Source organism: Paenibacillus sp. FSL H7-0716 (genome assembly GCF_038002705.1).
Classification (GTDB): domain Bacteria; phylum Bacillota; class Bacilli; order Paenibacillales; family Paenibacillaceae; genus Paenibacillus_AQ; species Paenibacillus_AQ odorifer.
In genome coordinates this window covers 585,942-601,229 of sequence record NZ_JBBODA010000001.1, presented here as the reverse complement: position 1 = coordinate 601,229, position 15,288 = coordinate 585,942, and the positions used below count along the sequence as shown (strand labels likewise).

The 15,288-nt window shown below is 42.8% G+C and carries 15 protein-coding genes; 10 read left to right on the top strand and 5 right to left on the bottom strand.

Annotated elements, in window-relative coordinates:
* Positions 1 to 1,609 precede the first annotated feature (1,609 nt).
* From MHH60_RS02660 to MHH60_RS02650, 3 genes are read left to right on the top strand one after another with little or no spacing between them, the layout of a single operon-like run.
* Positions 1,610 to 2,326, top strand: a complete 717-nt coding sequence (locus MHH60_RS02660) for an MBL fold metallo-hydrolase (protein WP_076132969.1) — start codon at positions 1,610 to 1,612, stop codon at positions 2,324 to 2,326.
* Positions 2,327 to 2,899: a TetR/AcrR family transcriptional regulator gene (locus tag MHH60_RS02655; protein ID WP_076132971.1), complete on the top strand. Its 573-nt coding sequence runs from the start codon at positions 2,327 to 2,329 to the stop codon at positions 2,897 to 2,899. It abuts the gene before it with no gap.
* 25 nt (positions 2,900 to 2,924) lie between these two features.
* Positions 2,925 to 3,617 (top strand): AlkZ-related protein, encoded by a 693-nt coding sequence (locus MHH60_RS02650; RefSeq protein WP_076132972.1) that lies wholly within the window; start codon positions 2,925 to 2,927, stop codon positions 3,615 to 3,617.
* Positions 3,618 to 3,691: 74 nt separating this feature from the next.
* On the opposite strand, the gene MHH60_RS02645 is transcribed toward MHH60_RS02650, so the two are convergent.
* From MHH60_RS02645 to MHH60_RS02635, 3 genes are all read right to left on the bottom strand, one after another.
* Positions 3,692 to 3,874, bottom strand: a complete 183-nt coding sequence (locus tag MHH60_RS02645; RefSeq protein ID WP_076126661.1) for a hypothetical protein — start codon at positions 3,872 to 3,874, stop codon at positions 3,692 to 3,694.
* 237 nt (positions 3,875 to 4,111) lie between these two features.
* The gene (locus MHH60_RS02640) at positions 4,112 to 5,341 is read right to left on the bottom strand and encodes an aminopeptidase (RefSeq protein WP_076132974.1); all 1,230 of its coding nucleotides are present in this window, start codon (positions 5,339 to 5,341) and stop codon (positions 4,112 to 4,114) included.
* Positions 5,342 to 5,385: 44 nt separating this feature from the next.
* The gene (locus tag MHH60_RS02635) at positions 5,386 to 6,618 is read right to left on the bottom strand and encodes an aminopeptidase (protein ID WP_076132975.1); all 1,233 of its coding nucleotides are present in this window, start codon (positions 6,616 to 6,618) and stop codon (positions 5,386 to 5,388) included.
* A 178-nt stretch (positions 6,619 to 6,796) separates the two neighbouring features.
* Between MHH60_RS02635 and MHH60_RS02630 the strand changes: the two genes are divergently transcribed.
* A complete protein-coding gene (locus MHH60_RS02630) occupies positions 6,797 to 7,075 on the top strand; it encodes a hypothetical protein (protein ID WP_076126655.1) in 279 nt (92 codons plus the stop codon).
* Positions 7,076 to 7,130: 55 nt separating this feature from the next.
* Here MHH60_RS02630 and MHH60_RS02625 read toward each other — a convergent pair whose 3' ends face one another.
* The gene (locus MHH60_RS02625) at positions 7,131 to 8,447 is read right to left on the bottom strand and encodes a TrkH family potassium uptake protein (protein WP_076133414.1); all 1,317 of its coding nucleotides are present in this window, start codon (positions 8,445 to 8,447) and stop codon (positions 7,131 to 7,133) included.
* 191 nt (positions 8,448 to 8,638) lie between these two features.
* Here MHH60_RS02625 and MHH60_RS02620 point away from each other — a divergent pair, with 191 nt between their 5' ends.
* From MHH60_RS02620 to MHH60_RS02610, 3 genes are read left to right on the top strand one after another with little or no spacing between them, the layout of a single operon-like run.
* Positions 8,639 to 8,992: a VOC family protein gene (locus MHH60_RS02620; protein WP_076133416.1), complete on the top strand. Its 354-nt coding sequence runs from the start codon at positions 8,639 to 8,641 to the stop codon at positions 8,990 to 8,992.
* A 25-nt stretch (positions 8,993 to 9,017) separates the two neighbouring features.
* Positions 9,018 to 9,446 (top strand): GNAT family N-acetyltransferase, encoded by a 429-nt coding sequence (locus MHH60_RS02615; protein ID WP_076132977.1) that lies wholly within the window; start codon positions 9,018 to 9,020, stop codon positions 9,444 to 9,446.
* Between the two features lie 24 nt (positions 9,447 to 9,470).
* The gene (locus tag MHH60_RS02610) at positions 9,471 to 10,004 is read left to right on the top strand and encodes a GNAT family N-acetyltransferase (protein ID WP_081388821.1); all 534 of its coding nucleotides are present in this window, start codon (positions 9,471 to 9,473) and stop codon (positions 10,002 to 10,004) included.
* A 50-nt stretch (positions 10,005 to 10,054) separates the two neighbouring features.
* On the opposite strand, the gene MHH60_RS02605 is transcribed toward MHH60_RS02610, so the two are convergent.
* Positions 10,055 to 11,365 carry a hemolysin family protein gene (locus MHH60_RS02605; RefSeq protein ID WP_036676912.1) on the bottom strand — a complete coding sequence of 437 codons (1,311 nt, stop codon included), beginning with the start codon at positions 11,363 to 11,365 and terminating at the stop codon, positions 10,055 to 10,057.
* A 114-nt stretch (positions 11,366 to 11,479) separates the two neighbouring features.
* Between MHH60_RS02605 and MHH60_RS02600 the strand changes: the two genes are divergently transcribed.
* The 3 genes from MHH60_RS02600 (at position 11,480) to MHH60_RS02590 (ending at position 15,285) form a co-directional block, all read left to right on the top strand.
* Complete coding sequence (locus tag MHH60_RS02600) at positions 11,480 to 12,247, top strand: DUF1836 domain-containing protein (protein ID WP_036676915.1); 768 nt, start codon at positions 11,480 to 11,482, stop codon at positions 12,245 to 12,247.
* Between the two features lie 90 nt (positions 12,248 to 12,337).
* The gene (locus MHH60_RS02595) at positions 12,338 to 13,540 is read left to right on the top strand and encodes an MFS transporter (RefSeq protein ID WP_036677382.1); all 1,203 of its coding nucleotides are present in this window, start codon (positions 12,338 to 12,340) and stop codon (positions 13,538 to 13,540) included.
* Between the two features lie 185 nt (positions 13,541 to 13,725).
* Positions 13,726 to 15,285, top strand: a complete 1,560-nt coding sequence (locus MHH60_RS02590; RefSeq protein ID WP_076132978.1) for a TerB N-terminal domain-containing protein — start codon at positions 13,726 to 13,728, stop codon at positions 15,283 to 15,285.
* The last annotated feature ends 3 nt before the right edge of the window (positions 15,286 to 15,288 follow it).

The window sequence follows — 15,288 nt, the reverse complement described above, 5'->3', positions numbered from 1 at the left end:
AAACGTCGAAATATCAAATAGATCAAAAGATCAAAAGTATCGAAACATCATAAGTATCGAAACATCATAAGTATCGAAACATCATAAGCGTCGAAAGATCAAAAGTATCCTTAGGGATGCTTTTTTTGTTGCTTATACTAGCGGAAGTAGGGTGAGGGCTGATGAGTGATGAGTGATGGGTGATGAGTGATGGTTGATGAGTGATTTATGCTGATCACTTTTCGCTGCTGGTTCCTCTGCTGATGTGGCTCAACCTTCTACTTAATTCTTAGTAATATCCTATTGACCTCCTATTGACCTCTTGCGCGGCTTACTAGTGACCTTCTAGAGATCTCCTAGTGACCTTCTATGGGCTTCCTACTGATCTCCGCATCGGACTGTATTGCAGCTATTTGAGCTTTTTGAGTCATTTTGCCGAACTATCGGACCGCATAGCTCTTATTACCATGTAACTGCTCAGAATTGGTGTGGTTTTGAGTAAATAGCAGCAACTGGGTCCGATAGCTCGCCTAAAACGTTCAAAACGGTGAAATAAGATCAACTGAGTCCGAATCATCGGTAAAAGTGTGTTCACCAGCATGGGGGATAGTTCAAATCGCGTAAGAACCCAAAGTTACCTAAGAAACAAACCAATGAAGCCCAAATTACCGAATTAAGCCAAGAAGTCCAAATAGCCCAAATAACCCAAATAACCAAACTAGCCAAAGACCCTCAGTATGTTTCGGACCGTATTGCAGCTATTTGAGCTTTTTGAGTCATTTTGCCGAACTATCGGACCGCATAGCTCTTATTACCATGTAACTGCTCAGAATTGGTGTGGTTTTGAGTAAATAGCTGCAACTGGGTCCGATAGCTCGCCTAAAACGTTCAAAACGGTGAAATAAGATCAACTGAGTCCGAATCATCGGTAAAGGTGTGTTCACAAGCATGGGGAATAGTTGAAATCGCGCAAGAACCCAAAGTAACCTAAGAACTAAACCAATGATGTCCAAGTTACCGAATTAAGCCGAGTAAGCCAAGAAGCTTAAGTCAAAAAAGTAGTCAAAAAAGTAGTCAAAAAAGTAAAAAGAGCCAAGATAACCTCAAGAATTTGATGAAGCTATTGAAGCTATGTTGAAGATCAAGTAGGCTCAAGTAGGCGAATAACCCAAACTATCTAAAGGTCCTCAGTATGTTAAGGACCGTATTGCAGCTATTTGAGTTTTTTGAGTCATTTTGCAGATGTATCGGACCGTATAGCTCTTATTAGCATGTATCGGCGCTGAATTGGTGTGGTTTTGAGTAAATAGCTGTAACTGAGTCCGATAGCACGTCAAATAGCTGCAAATCTACGAAATAACGACTCCTCAGTCCCATACAACGGCGAATAAGCGAACTAAACTCAAACTACCCAACTAACTAAAAGATCCGCAATATATCGAGTACTCTCGTGGGGGCGGTTGTTTTTTTCATAGGGATCACTTTGGCGATGTGGTACATAATTAATAAATCCAACAAAAATGCTGACAAGACAATTGAGAATTAAATATTAAAGATAACAATCTCTTGTAAAACTAATATCATTAGTTTATATTTAAGCTAATACCATTAGTTTATCGGAGGGGTAAGGATGAGAGTAACACGTGAAGGTCATTTATTGCAGTTGACTTGGATGCCAAATTTTTTTCCAGTGAATTGTTACATTATTGAGGAAAACGATGGATTGACTTTAATAGATGCCGCTATGCCATTTAGTCTAAAAGGAATTATGGAAACTGAAGCGAAACTAAATAAGAAGCTTACACGCATAATCTTAACGCATGCGCATGATGATCATATTGGGGCACTGGATGGACTAAAAAAGCAACGTCCAGAGGCTCAGGTTTACATCTCTGAGCGAGATTCGGCATTACTTCGTGGAGATCGTTCACTTCGGGAAGGAGAACCTCAGACCCCTATTAAGGGAGGCGTGCCGAAGAAGATAGCTACCAAGCCAGATGTCCTTCTCCACGAAGGGGATACCATTGGATCATTAACAGCGATTCACACACCAGGACATACCCCCGGCTCTATGTCTTTCCTTGATTCACGCAGCGGTGCTGTAGTCGTGGGGGATGCTCTTCAGACCTTCCGGGGAACTGCGGTGGCTGGAACCATCATCCCCCTGTTTCCTTTTCCAGCAATGGCTACATGGAATAAAGCTCAAGCTCTGAATAGTGCGATTAAGCTTCTAGAGTTATCTCCAGCTTTACTTGCTGTTGGTCACGGCAACTTACTTAAAGCGCCAAAGCAGGAGATGGAGAAAGCCATAAGTAAGGCACAAATGATTCAGGATAGGAGTAATTAAATGTCACCTAGAGCAGGATTAGATCGTCACACGCTAGTGATTAGAGCAGCAGAAATTGCCGATGCTGAAGGTATAGAAGCTGTTACCTTGGCTGCACTAGCAGCTAAACTAGGTGTTCGTTCCCCGTCATTATACAACCATATAAATGGACTGCAGGATTTGCGGACTGGACTCGCCATTTACGGTTTAGAGTTGTTATTTACAAGCATGTCGAATGCAGCTGAGGGATTAAATGGAGATGCTGCTGTACACGCGATGGGCCGAGCATATGTGGATTTTGCTAGAAGTAGACCAGGTTTGTATGAGACTACACTACGAGCGCCTGAACAGGAGAACACGGAGCTTGAAGCGGCTGGTGAGCATATTTTGCAGTTTATAATTCAGGTGATGAAGAGTTATCAATTAGGTGAAGAAGGAGAACTTCATGCCGTAAGAGGATTACGGAGTATCCTACATGGATTCGCCTCTTTGGAGCAAAAGGGTGGATTTGGTATGGCGCTCGATACTAACGAGAGTCTAACCCGCTTGATTAGCACTTTTATAACCGGAATTGGAAATATGAAATTAGATTAAATTAGATCTAGGAGATGATGAACAAATGGGTCAGGAATATGAACAAGGTAGTGTCACCACTTATGGGGAAACAGCAGAAATTATTACGAAATTGGGGATTTTACCGCTTGCTGCGCTGATTCCCGGGCACCCGTCTTTAAACGTCTTAACTAAGCCCGAGAATTGGCATACCGGAACAGAATTAGATCCGTGGTCATGGCGTGCGCAGTTTCCAGGTGAGGGTCTTGCAGGATACGGAAAGTTTATTAAGAAAAAGGCTATTTTAGTCTCAAGGGAGTGGTTCCCGGCATTTGTAGCAGCTGTAGGCAGTACCAAATCTATTGAAGAGCGGTATAAGGATGGGTTGGCTAGTAAAGAAGCTGTGACCTTGCTGCAGATTGTTCGTGAACATGAAGGCATTGACACACGTAAACTTCGGGCAGAGGCTGATATGAAGGCAAAAGATAAGAAAACAGCCTTCGATAACGCGGTTACTGAGCTGCAAGGATCGTTAGATATGGTGATTTCAGGCATCAAGCAACGCCTGAATGATGAAGGTGAAGTAAATGGTTGGAGCAGCACCTCGTTCGAGACGGTCAGTCACTGGATGTCAGATAACGGTTTATCCGCTTTTGAAGGGGATAGAGAAGAGGCCATAGCTTGGATACAAACGAAGATGAACGGGGTATGGTCTCCAACAGCAATAGCTTGGACAAACAAAGCATTCTCATGGAAGTAATAAAAACGGTTAATCACTGCTCCATAGAGAGTGATTAACCGTAAGCGTTTTCCAATAAAATTATATCCATCACATTAAGGTTCCAACATAGGTGCCAAGTAAGCAATCAGGAAATACAAAAATCCAAAAAGCAGCATAACATAGGCAGTGTATTTAATAGCATTAGAGGCAACAATTCTTGAATCTACCGGTGGTTGAATTTCTAGCTGTTCTTCTTCGAGGCTGTCAACTTCTTTGGAAACTGGGTCTCTCAACATGATAATCCCCTCCTTGGAAATTCAATCCTTAACTGTATTGTGACATATTTGTGAACGGAAATCAACAATAGTGTGAACAAATATTGAACTTTTATTCAAATTTGGGCATTTTACCACCTGAAATGTTGTTGTTAAAACAAAAACAACCCGTTTTACTCTCTACTTAGAGAGTAAAACGGGTTGTTTGAAGTTGGTTCTATCTAGGCTATCTAGGATCTAACGGGTGTTGTATAAGCCTTAAGCCCAATCCCCATTACGGAAGATAGGTACTGTTGTTCCATCATTGTTAATTCCGTCAATATTCATTTCAGGTGAGCCCATCATAAAGTCAACATGGGTATGGCTTTGATTCATTCCTTTTTCCAACAGCTGTTCTTTAGTCATCGTAATTCCTTCTTGAATTGTGAAGGCATAAGCTGCACCTAAAGCCAAATGACAGGAGGCATTCTCATCATACAGCGTAGTGTAATAAAGAATACCGCTCTCAGAAATCGGAGAGTGGAAAGGTACCAAAGCAACTTCACCAAGATAGGAAGAGCCTTCATCCAGTGCGATTAGTGATGCCAAAGTCTCTGCGCCTTCTTCAGCAGTAAAATCAATCACTTTACCGTTCTCAAAGGTCAGCGTGAAGTTATTGATTAGATTGCCGCCGTAGCTAAGTGGCTTAGTGCTGCTCACTTTACCATTAATACCAGACTTCAGAGGGGCAGTAAACACTTCTTCCGTTGGAATGTTGGCTAGGAAAGGGACGCCCTTACCGTTCACAGCCCCTGCCTGACACCAGATGTGACCTTCCGGCAACTCAATAGTTAAATCTGTACCAGGTGCTGTATAGTGCAGCTTGCGAAACTTACTTTCATTCAAGGACGCGCAACGAGTTTTGAGTCCATCTAAATGGCGGCTCCATGCTTCAATAGGATCTTCCTGATCCGCACGTGTGGCTTTAAAGATGGCGTCCCATAACAGTTCAACCTGCTGCTCGGATGGAGCGTCAGGGAACACTTTTGCAGCCCAAGAGGCTGATGGGAAGGCAAGGCCGCTCCAGCTCGCATGATTTCCCATTAAGTACTCACGATAAGGTGCTAGGGTCTGCCCAGAAATACGTTGATTATCGGCAATTCTTCCAGGTTCAACGCCTTTTAAAAGATCTGGGTCTGCGGAGATAATGGTTAGAAATGCAGCTCCCTTTTTAGCAAGATCCTCTAATTCATCGGCTTGCCACTGCGGCGGCTCCAGGAAGGAATCGGATGGAGCAAGATCATATCGTGTGCGTAATACAACTTCATCACTATAATTCACCTTTACAAGTCTCGCGCCGGCTTCATAGGCTTTACGAACCACAAGTCGCACAAGGTCTGCGGAAACAATATCTGCATTCACAACGAGTGTCTGACCCGGTTGAATATTAACGCCAATCTTCACGGCCAGCAATGCGTAATTCTCCAGCTTTTGCTTGAAATCCAACATAGTTTCTATTCCTCCCAATATCCTGTATCTCTTGTGTGCTTAAATTAGAACGCCCAGTTTCCATTCAGGAAGACAGGTTCTTCAGTTCCATCCGCAGTTATCCCGTAAATGTTCATCTCAGCTGATCCGATCATGAAATCCACATGGGTTACACTATTGTTGAGGCCATGCTCAATTAACTGCTCTGGATTCATGTCTTTACCGCCTTCTAAACAGAAGGCATAAGCCATACCTATAGCAAGGTGATTAGAAGCATTTTCGTCAAACAATGTGTTGTAATAAAGAATGTTGGATTCAGAAATAGGAGATTTATGAGGAACCAAGGCAACCTCTCCTAAGTATTTCGCTCCTTCATCCATGCTAATGAGGTGCTCTAGCGCTTCTTGACCTTGCTCAGCAGCAACACTTACAATACGGCCGTTCTCAAAGCTAATAGAGAAGTCATCGATGATGTTGCCGCCATGACTAAGTGGCTTTGTGCTTCTTACAGTGCCATTAACACCAGTCTTTAGTGGTGCAGTGAAAACTTCTTCGGTAGGCATATTGGCTACAAAAGAATGACCTTTTGCATTAATGCTGTCTCCTTGTGCCCAGATATGGCCTTCAGGAAGCTCGATGCTAAGGTCAGTGCCAGGTGCTATGTAATGCAGCTTTTTATATTTTTTTGCATTGAGTACATTCGCTTTTTGCTCCAAGGTATCAAGATGCTCCTGCCATGCAGCTACTGGATCTTCACGGTCAAGACGCACGGTGTGGAAAATGGCTTCCCAGAGTTTATCTACACGTTCTTCGGCTGGAACCTCAGGGAACACTTTATCCGCCCAAGCTTGACAAGGAACAGCTACAATACTCCAACTAACTTTGTCGGACATTTGCATTTCACGATATTTGGTAAGGGCAGCTCCACGTACTTTTTGGAAATTGGAGATACGTACTGGATCAATGCCTTTAAGTGCATCAGGATCTTCAGCGATCACGTTAAGGATAGCTGCACCTTTTTCGGCGAATTCAGTCATTTCACCTGCGTACCATGTAGGAGGCTGAGTGAATACCTCTGGCGCAGCGTGTTCAAACTGTTGGCGTGTAATGCTTGCATCACTCCAGTTCACCTTAACTAAACTTGCTCCGATTGCATATGCCTTAGCGGTAATTAGACGTACGAAATCAGCGGCAAGAATCGGTGCATTCACCACTAGAATTTGCCCGGGTTGAACATTAACACCTATTTGTACAGCTAAATCTGCATATTTACTAAGCTTAGCCTGAAAATCAGTCATTGTAATTTCCTCCATTTACTAATAGTTTAGTACTTTACAAGCATTGTACTAAATTATTAACCGCCGGATGAAAAAAGTCAATTACGTGGAATTTACAGTGCAAAGAGAAGGAATTACATTCATTTCAATGATATACTGAAAGGGTAGCTGATTTGATGATAGGAAGGAAGATAAGTGGATGAATTTAGAGATCGTAAGTGCTGAAATGAGCCGTAAAGAAGATAAAAGTTATGTAGGGAGGACTGTATTCACTCTCGAAAATCATAAGGCTCCATATGAAATTACTTTCTTCAGTACAAGAGGAACGGAATGGGATTACAGTCTAAGCTTTGCGGGTGAGCCTGGGAGCGAGGAACAGTTCTTAGAAACGGATGCATTGCTGGAGAATAACGATGATGTGTACAATCAGTTGCTGGATGCTGCACTTGATCAACAAGAAATCGTGGAAGAACAATAATATTATTGATATGACAGCCAGCGGCATTATCTGGTAGCCGCTGGCCATATCATGATTATCCAATCGTTATCTTACCTTCTGGGTAGCGATACAGTTCTTTACTACCTTTTGGCTTCAAAGCATAAGCAAGTGTAAGTGGTCCGGTCCGGCCCATAAACATCAGGATAATCACTAGAACCTTTCCTGCCGTAGTTAGTTCCGGAGTAAGGCCCATAGATAAGCCTGAGGTTCCAAAAGCAGATACAGCTTCAAAAAGGACTGTTAGAAATTCAGCACTCTCGGTCAAGGATAATAACATCGTAGCGATGACAAGCAGCATAAGAGACATTAATGTGATAGTAAGGGCTCTATATACATTTTCTTTAGCGATCCGGTGGCGGAACATTACAATATCTTCTTTCCCCCGTAATCGTGCAGCTACCGCAGTAACCAGTACGGCGAATGTTGTGATCTTAATTCCTCCACCCGTCGACCCAGGTGCAGCTCCGATAAACATCAATAGAATCATCAGAAATTGTGTGGATTGCCGTAAAAGTGGAACTTCAATGGTGGTGACACCACCAGATCGCGGAGTTACCGCTTGTAAAAAGGTCGCCCAAAACTTTCCGCCAGCACTCAAGGGCTTCAGCGTAGAATTATACTCCAGCAAGAAAAACAGCCCCGCACCAATAACAATCAATATAAGAGAAGTCCAAAGAACAACCTTTGAATGAAGAGTGAGTCTTCTGCGTTTAGGAAAGTCCATAAGATCAGACAGTACGATAAAACCAATCCCTCCAAGAAATATGAGACTCATTGAGGTTAAGTTAACAATCGGATCATTTACAAAACGAGTAAGTCCGCTAAAGGGTCCATGAATATCACCGAAGAGGTCAAAGCCTGCATTATTAAAGATAGATATACTATGGAAAATCCCATAATATGCTGCTTTCCCAAAGGGCATATCCATCATAAACCTTCCAGCAAACAACACGGCACCCGACAGCTGAATCACAAGAGAATAGATCAGGACTCTACGGATTAAGAGTACAATTCCCTGCATCGAATTTTGGTTCATGGATTCTTGCAAAAGGATTCGCTCTTTCAAGGATATCCGTTTATTAAGGACCAATGTAATCAAAGTAGCCATCGTTACGAAGCCTAATCCTCCGATTTGAAATAAAATAAGCAGAACAACTTGTCCGAAGGTAGTTAGCTGAGTTCCCGTATCAATGACCGCAAGGCCTGTAACACATGTGGCTGAAGTCGCCATAAACAAGGCATCAATAAAGGATATTTGTCCGGATGTTGAGGAGACCGGGAGACTAAGCAGAAAAGTCCCAGCAGTGATAAGGATTAAGAATCCTAGTGATAAAACTTTGGGCGGGGTCATTTTAAAACCACCGAAGTTCAGGTTAGCCAATGTAATTCTCCTGACGTACGTGATATTGGAGTAATGCTCACAGAATTATAACACAACTTACCAGCCCTTCCCTAAATGGAGGGAGGTAATTGACATATTTTATCGAATTATTCTACAATAACACCCTATCCGTCAACTTTAAAGAGGAGGCTTTCTTAATGATGATAAGTCCGATTCTGAATCAGATTGGTGCTGTTTTTATTCCGGTAAGGGATATTGAGAAATCAAAACAATGGTATTGCCAATTGCTTGGACTACCATTGGATGGAGAGGTATTATTCGGTCATTTATATGTAGTCCCTATGCAGGGACCGGGCATCGTTTTAGACAGTAAGATTTACACCGCTGAATCTGTTCTAAACATCCCTTCGTTTCATCTTAACACCGAGGATATTGATGCTGCTTATGATTATGTAAAGGCCAACGGAGGAGAGATTCTCACGGATATTGAGCATGATCATTGGTTTAATTTTAAAGATCCCGATGGAAATGTGATCATGGTCTGTCGTTGTTAAGCGTTATATAGAAGGGAGTAGACAAATGATAAGAGAAGCTGTGCCCGAAGACGCTAGCTTCATTGAAGAACTTTATCGGATTTTGCTGCCTGAGCACCCAGCTGTTCATGTATCTCCTGAGCGGCTGAAGCAGATAGCAGAACATCCGGAGAGTTTTCTATATGTGTACGAAGAACAAGAAGCAATTGTCGGGTCGTTACATCTTCATTTTTGTATGGATGCCTTATGTGACGATAAGCCCTTTGCTGTCATAGAAAGAGTTATTGTGGCTGAAAAAGTACGAGGAAAAGGGTATGGCGCAATGCTAATGAGACATGCCGAGAATGTAGCAATCTCCAAGGGAGCCCTTAAGATTATGCTATCAAGTGCAGCAAAGAGAGAAGAAGCACATCGCTTCTACGAGCATCTAGGTTATGATGGCAGCTCCAGCAAGTTGTTCAAGAAGTATTTATAGTTATTTACGATTGGAAGTGATGATATGATGGTTACTCTTAGAGAACTGGTGCCGGACGATGCAGGAGAATTGCTTAGACTTCAGCATCAGTTAGACCAAGAGTCCAAATTTATGTTATTGGAACCGGACGAAAGACAAGCAAGTCTTTGTCAGGTCAAAGAAATACTTGAAAGCTTTCTGGCAGCAGAAACTTCAATTCTTATAGGGGCAGAGGTTGACGATCATTTGGCAGGTTACTTGTCTGTTAGAGGTGGAAGTGTCAGACGCAATAGACATAGCGCGTACATAGTGATTGGGATTCAGAAACAATATCAGGGGAATGGGATTGGAGCTGGCCTGTTCCGTGAGATGGACATCTGGGCTATGAACAATGGGATTGTTCGTCTTGAGTTATCCGTCATGACCCATAATCAAGCTGCTTTGGCGCTATATATCAAGAACGGGTTTGAAATCGAAGGAACGAAGCGGAAATCTCTTACTATCGATGGTGAGTGGGTGGACGAATATTATATGAGCAAAATTTTCCCAAAAGAAAAAAGGATAGAGGATCAGATTTAATCTGATGACCCTATCCTTTTTTTTATGAATAAAGGTTATGATTTCGTAATTTATGATGATTCAGTGTTGCTTGATTGTTCGATAACAACTTCAACCTTGCGGACACGGTATCTGTTCATCTCGCGGATGGTCAATGTTACATGGTCACGAACAATACTTTTGCCAATGGCTGGATCGGTAATATGACTGTATACCCAACCACCAACAGTGGTCACTTCTTCATCTTCGAAATCAAGCCCTGTAAGATCCTTGACCTCTAACAGAGATACCTTACCATCGAACAGATAGTTAGTATCGCTTATTTTTTCGACTTCTCTGCGTTCATCACCGTCAAACTCGTCACGGATTTCACCAACGATTTCTTCCAAAATATCTTCAATCGTGATGAGACCGGATGTTCCACCATATTCATCAAGCAGCAAGGCAATATGCACACGTTCCAACTGCATACGAGTTAGAAGATTCTTGACCGGTGTAACTTCAGATACTGTCAGTACGGGTTGAATTAGGCTATGGAAATCAAAATCAGGATTGTTATCATACTGCAAATAGAGCTGTTTCGTGTTGATCATTCCGATAATATTGTCCTTGCTGCCTTGGGCCACAGGGAAACGAGTATATTGCTCCTTGCGGATAATTTCGAAATTTTCTTTCAACGAATGATTGGTAAAAAGACATACCATATCGGTTCGCGGAACCATGATTTCTTTGGCGAGCATCTCATCAAAAGTAAAGATTCGGTTAACATACCCATATTCGGCTTTATTGATTTTCCCGCTTTCGTAACTCTCGGACAGGATCAAACGAATCTCATCTTCACTATGCGCGTCTCCATGCTCACTAGCTGGTTTCATCCCAAAAAGACGAACAAGCATATTAGCGGAACCGTTCATGAACCAAATGAGAGGGTACAAAATTCTGTAGAACCAAATAATCAGCGGTGAAGTAATTTGACCGATTTTTTCCGGAATGTTTATAGCTGCCGTCTTCGGAGCAAGTTCTCCGACAACGACGTGCAAGAATGTTGCAATGATGAATGCGAGTAAAAACGCAAGAGGGTGACTCACACTAGAACTGATATTGGCCCAGTCGAAAATAGGAAGCAATAACTGTTCGAATGCAGGCTCTGCCAGTGCACCAATACCCAGCGCAGTGATAGTAATCCCGAGCTGACAAGCGGATAAATAGCCATCGAGATTAGCGGATACCTTCTGTACTGCTAAGGCATTCTTCTTTCCGTCAAGCACCATTTGACTGATCTGGCTACCTCTAAGTCTCACCAATGCAAATTCTGTTGCTACAAAAAAAGCGGTTAAAATAATCAAAATAACCACCAACGTCAAACTAAGTCCTATACCCATATAATCTTTACCATCCCTTTCGTTCCTAAAATAGGTTATACTCATTATTATGAGTTCTTATGAACTATTCTACGAACTTTTCAATAAAATATCAAATGGTGGAGGGAAACAGATATGGAATCATTTGCATTGACTCGTGTGGAGATGTCCAGTCTACTGCTCTCATTGACCGGATTGTCAGACCGGAAACCGCTGAATATCCTCCAAGAGGCATGGGCAAAGTTTCACCGTGAAGAATTACAAAAGGGGACTTCGTTACCCGCTTTTTTATCAACCAATGTTCCACCCATATTACAAAAGATCATTAAAGGCGGCCATGTAAAAGGCTTTTCACTTGGTGAAATTGCTTCATTGGGCCATCTTATAGAGTATTCCACATTGACCGTCACTGCTATGCAAAATTGGGTCAAACGCGACTTCAAGGAATATCTCGGTTCGCCTAAAGAAGGAAAGAAATATTCGGTTAATCAGGCGGCGCTTTTGTTTATTATCGATGATCTCAAATCAGCCCTTAACTTTGAAAGTATCCGCCAATTGTTCCAGCTAATGTTCCTAAAGCCGGATCGCGATGATGATGATCTAATTGAACCGGCCAAGCTGTATTACGCATATGCGGGGCTTTTTGAGGAGATCAAAAGCAATCCATCGATTCAGACGCAATGTAAAGTAGATCAAGTGTTGCACAAGGAGTTCTCTTGGAAAGAAGATACCTCGTTAAAAAGCTCTATAGATCGTGTAATTAACCGGCTGACACATTTGTCGAGAGCGCAGAGAGAATCCGTTCGTAATATGCTGCTTATCGCCACAATTTCTGTGCAGACCTGTTATTTTCAATCGCTGGCTAGGCAATACTTTAATGCTGCTTTATTTCTTGATTTTTGAGCACTTCAATTTTAAAATGTATAAGTGAAACAATCAAAAGTAAGTTTATTGGTTAACAGGTTGAAATAAGGGGGCTTCGAAGTGAATCAAATGACACTGCTGCGGAATCCGAAACAAAGGAAATTACTCTTCAGCGCTGGCTTGAGCTGGATGTTCGATGCGATGGACGTCGGAATGATTTCTTTTGTTGTAGCAGCTTTAGCTAAGGATTGGAATCTGGGACCGGAGCAGATCGGTATATTGACTAGTATTAATTCCGTCGGTATGGCAGTAGGTGCTGCCGCGGCAGGGATATTAGCAGACCGCTTTGGCCGTAAACCGGTATTGCTGTGGACTCTCCTTATTTTCTCGGCGGCAAGCGGATTATCTGCATTTGCAACAGGCTTTGCGATCCTCTGTGTGCTTCGTTTTATCGCTGGGTTTGGCCTTGGCGGTGAGCTGCCTGTCGCTTCTACCTTGGTCTCAGAGAGCATGCCTGCCCAGGAGAGAGGCCGTGCGGTAGTGCTTTTGGAGAGCTTTTGGGCAGTCGGTTGGATTGCATCTGCATTAATCGCGTTCTTCATTATCCCTGATTATGGCTGGCGTATCGCTTTCGGAATTGGGGCTGTACCTGCACTCTACGCTTTATATCTTAGACGGGCGATTGATGATTCACCGAAATTTGCTGAGATTAAAAAGGCACCCGTTTCCTTGAAGAAACGAATCGCTACCGTATGGTCGCCAGAATATCGCCGTTCTACAATTATGTTGTGGATTTTATGGTTTACGGTGGTGTTCTCGTATTATGGCATGTTTCTATGGCTGCCTACAGTTATGGTACTTAAAGGCTTCAGCTTGGTCAAAAGCTTCGAATATGTGCTTATTATGACGCTCGCTCAGCTGCCTGGATATTTTACTGCCGCTTACTTTATAGAAAAGTTCGGACGTAAATTTGTCCTAGTCATCTATATGCTATTCACTGCGGTTAGCGCTGCATGGTTCGGAAATGCGACTACTGAAGGAATGCTGATGGCTGCAGGAATTTGTTTATCCTTCTTCAATCTTGGCGCTTGGGGTGGCATGTATGCTTATACGCCAGAGCTGTACCCAACGGCTATTCGTTCCACAGGCGCTGGTTTAGCAACTTCCTTTGGCCGGATTGGGGGCATTATCGCACCTTTGCTGGTAGGGGTTCTAGTAGGTAAATCTATGGCGATTGGCTCGATCTTTATGCTCTTTTTTGTAACGATTATTATCGGTGCATTAGCGGTATTGTTCCTTGGCAAAGAAACAAAGGGAACCGAGCTTCTCTAAAGTGTGATTCTGCATTACATACTTGATGTTAATCTATCAACAATGCTAAAATATCAAGAAGAAACGATGTTGTCGTCCTGTATGGATGACCACTATTCACGTAAGAACAAAACGGTTCCTTCACAGTTGTGAACAGGACCGTTTTTTTACATTAATCCTTATTTATAAGGGCGGAGCGATCGCACATGAGTAATGATAGGAAGCAACCGCATTTCACAGAATTAGTCTGGGAAAGTATTGAACAAAATGTACCGATTCCACCGCGAAATTCCCCTGAACCTGCGCTGCCTAAGTCATCTTCTAAGCATAATGGCAAAACAAATTCAACCCCTGAACCTTCATTACAGCTGCAGCTTTGGGATACAGAGATGGAAACACCGGAGCCTGTGACTACCACCGAAGGGCAGTTCGTAACTAGAGCGAAGGAATTAGTTGAAAAAACTGAGGATTCAGCGCTTTTTGTTCCTTTTAAAAGTTACTGGCCTACATATGGACATATGACAGGCACGCAGAGCAGATGGTATTTTTATTGGCGGAATGAAGTTAGACAAGGCAGATATCTGAAAACAGATCTTTCTTATATTTTTCTGCATGTATATGAGCTTATTAATGGCGTGGGGTGGACTGACCCTAATGATGGCTATAGGCAGCTAAATCTGATCTGGGAAGCTTACCGGGAAAGTTATAAACGTTTGGATCAATATCTTGGCGGCTGGATCGCGGACTTCTCTTTTGTACATCATTTGGATGTCCCGCTTTCTATCATTGTGGCTCGTTCACGTGGTCTTGCTGGGGATCTGGCGGAGCTTGAATTAATGAGAGGACTGACGGCTGCTCCTGAGCAGCTAACCTTCGCAGTATTAACGGCAATGTCGGACTATGATATTAGTAAATCCAAGTTCTACATCGGAGAAGGCAAAGAAGCTCTTGAACAATACATTCCGCAGGTCGTGGCGTTAATCAATGCTTATGTCACCCGGAAACACGGCTCCAATCTAGTGGAAATGTTTCCGCCTGGACCAGCGGTGATGCGGGAGCGTTATTTATTCCGAAGTGCCGTATATGATATTTCATTATATGGCTATTCTGTTCTTATACCGGTTGTACGTATTAGTAAATCTCCACCACTTCGCAGTCTGATTACTAGGCTATTTCGTCTGACTGAGAATAAACTCCGGGAACTGATGGGTTACCGCGGACGACTTAAAGGTATTAATGTAGATGCCGATATGGACGATTTGATCACTCGTTTTTTAAAGCGTGAGTACCTTAAAGAGATGCAGGAAGACAAGGGACCCGCAGTTGTCATAGATCCGGAGAAGCTAGAACGCCTGCAAAGTGATTCTGAAATTGTACGGACGATGCTTACGGTTGAGAATATGGACGAGCAGGAAGACTACGAGGCTAGCGAGCTCGAAGCAACTATCGATGAAATCGATCCAATACAAGATAGTATGGAAGAAATGTTGCCTGTAGAGGTGATTGAAGAAGCTCAAGCGGTTAGCATAGGGTCGGAGGCAGAACAGTTTGCCAATGCTTTAAGTCCACTACAACAGGAAGTACTGCTTGCTCTTTTGGATGAAGATGGAAGTCATGCTTTACTGAAGCTGGCTGCTGCTAATGGCACGATGTCAGAGCTTTTAATTGATGAGATTAATGAAATCGCAATGGACATTCTTGGTGATCTGATCATTGAGGGGGAAGACATTGTTGAGGAATATATCTCTATGCTGCGCAATATTTAATGA

Bases quoted from the DNA above. Each gene is read 5' to 3' on its own strand.
- MHH60_RS02660 (WP_076132969.1), top strand. From the start codon at position 1,610: ATGAGAGTAACACGTGAAGGTCATTTATTGCAGTTGACTTGGATGCCA.
- MHH60_RS02655 (WP_076132971.1), top strand. From the start codon at position 2,327: ATGTCACCTAGAGCAGGATTAGATCGTCACACGCTAGTGATTAGAGCA.
- MHH60_RS02650 (WP_076132972.1), top strand. From the start codon at position 2,925: ATGGGTCAGGAATATGAACAAGGTAGTGTCACCACTTATGGGGAAACA.
- MHH60_RS02645 (WP_076126661.1), bottom strand. From the start codon at position 3,874: ATGTTGAGAGACCCAGTTTCCAAAGAAGTTGACAGCCTCGAAGAAGAA.
- MHH60_RS02640 (WP_076132974.1), bottom strand. From the start codon at position 5,341: ATGTTGGATTTCAAGCAAAAGCTGGAGAATTACGCATTGCTGGCCGTG.
- MHH60_RS02635 (WP_076132975.1), bottom strand. From the start codon at position 6,618: ATGACTGATTTTCAGGCTAAGCTTAGTAAATATGCAGATTTAGCTGTA.
- MHH60_RS02630 (WP_076126655.1), top strand. From the start codon at position 6,797: ATGAATTTAGAGATCGTAAGTGCTGAAATGAGCCGTAAAGAAGATAAA.
- MHH60_RS02625 (WP_076133414.1), bottom strand. From the start codon at position 8,447: ATGACCCCGCCCAAAGTTTTATCACTAGGATTCTTAATCCTTATCACT.
- MHH60_RS02620 (WP_076133416.1), top strand. From the start codon at position 8,639: ATGATAAGTCCGATTCTGAATCAGATTGGTGCTGTTTTTATTCCGGTA.
- MHH60_RS02615 (WP_076132977.1), top strand. From the start codon at position 9,018: ATGATAAGAGAAGCTGTGCCCGAAGACGCTAGCTTCATTGAAGAACTT.
- MHH60_RS02610 (WP_081388821.1), top strand. From the start codon at position 9,471: ATGATGGTTACTCTTAGAGAACTGGTGCCGGACGATGCAGGAGAATTG.
- MHH60_RS02605 (WP_036676912.1), bottom strand. From the start codon at position 11,365: ATGGGTATAGGACTTAGTTTGACGTTGGTGGTTATTTTGATTATTTTA.
- MHH60_RS02600 (WP_036676915.1), top strand. From the start codon at position 11,480: ATGGAATCATTTGCATTGACTCGTGTGGAGATGTCCAGTCTACTGCTC.
- MHH60_RS02595 (WP_036677382.1), top strand. From the start codon at position 12,338: ATGACACTGCTGCGGAATCCGAAACAAAGGAAATTACTCTTCAGCGCT.
- MHH60_RS02590 (WP_076132978.1), top strand. From the start codon at position 13,726: ATGAGTAATGATAGGAAGCAACCGCATTTCACAGAATTAGTCTGGGAA.